Raw genomic sequence first — 1,340 nt, 5'->3', positions numbered from 1 at the left:
AAATTAAGTGCAAAATGAAATATAATTGGATGATATTGGCAGTCTTTTTTTCGCAAATGGTTGTTGCGCAGGAAAAAGTGCTCACTTTGGACGAATGTATCCAATATGCTATCGTGCACAATCCGCAGCGGACTCGGCAGGAGGCGCAGAATGCCATTTATAAACTCGATCGGTTGGAGGCGATTGGCGGATTTTTGCCTTCCGTGGGTGCAGGGACAAATGTGCGGATGAGTTTTGGTCGTCATACGGATGAAGAAACGAATGCCTACGTCAGTGATAATACTTTCAGCAATGCCTACGAAATTTATGCTTCTATGACTTTGTTTGACGGTTTTTCGAAAGTGTATCGGGCAAAAATAGCGCAAATCAACCGTCTGAAAGGCAACGAAGACTTGCAGGAACTCAAAGACAAAATTGCTTTCGAGGTAATGGAAATCTGTTTCAATGTGCTGTATTATAAGGGAACTGTGGGATTGGCGCAGCAGCAATTGGAAGAAAGTGTCGGTAATCTGAAAAAATTTCAACGGATGGAAGAATTGGGCATCAAATCCATTCCCGATTTGACTGAAATTCAAGCCAAGGAAGCGGAAGACCGTTTTTTATTGACCAAACAGACCAATCTTTACAATTTGGAAATCATCAAGTTAAAAGAAAAAATGAATTGGGCGGTAGAGGAAGATTTGCGCATCGCCGATTATGATAAAACGGTGTTGGCAAGCAAAGAATCGGAAAGTGCTTTTGACGTTTTTCAACAGGCATTATCGACTTTGCCCAAAGTATTGTCTACCGATAAATCATTGTCTATCAACGAGATACAATACAAAATTGCACGTGGACGGTTGTTTCCAACGTTGTCGGCGAGCGCAGGAATTTCTACCGGATTTTCGCGGTTGATGGACAGGGGCACTTATCTGTCGTTTTCGGAACAGTTGAAAGCCCGCGAAGGAAGTTATGTGGGACTGTCGTTGTCTATCCCGCTTTTCGACGGCTTTTCCCGGTCATCGGAAATGAAAAGAAGCAAACAGCGATTGGTGATTGCCAAAAGTGAGCATGAAGCAACACTCCGCCAAGTGTATCGAGAAATCGAACAAGCGGTGGTCGATGTCAACGGTTTGTCGGACGAATATGCTCACGCGCAGAAACGTACCACGGCGATGGTTAGTGCACATCGAATGAACCAACGGAAATACGAAGAGGGTTTGATAGATGCCATCGTCCTGTCCACAAGTTCTAATCGCCTGTTGCAGTCGCGCATCGAAGAACTGCACACGAATTTAAGTTATCAGTTGAAACACAAATTATTACAATATTATAAAGGAGAACTGTAATCTGTCATTGCG

1 protein-coding gene is annotated in these 1,340 nt (G+C 43.4%); it reads left to right on the top strand.

The genetic code is table 11. The features are described from left to right. On the top strand, positions 1 to 1,328 hold a 1,328-nt coding region (locus ASC50_RS00630; protein WP_226995295.1), incomplete at its 5' end, for a TolC family protein. Between the last annotated feature and the right edge of the window lie 12 nt (positions 1,329 to 1,340).

It is taken from the genome of Candidatus Symbiothrix dinenymphae, assembly GCF_001431085.1.
The sequence above is the reverse complement of the archived record's forward strand: the minus strand, read 5'-3'. Positions and strand labels throughout refer to the sequence as shown.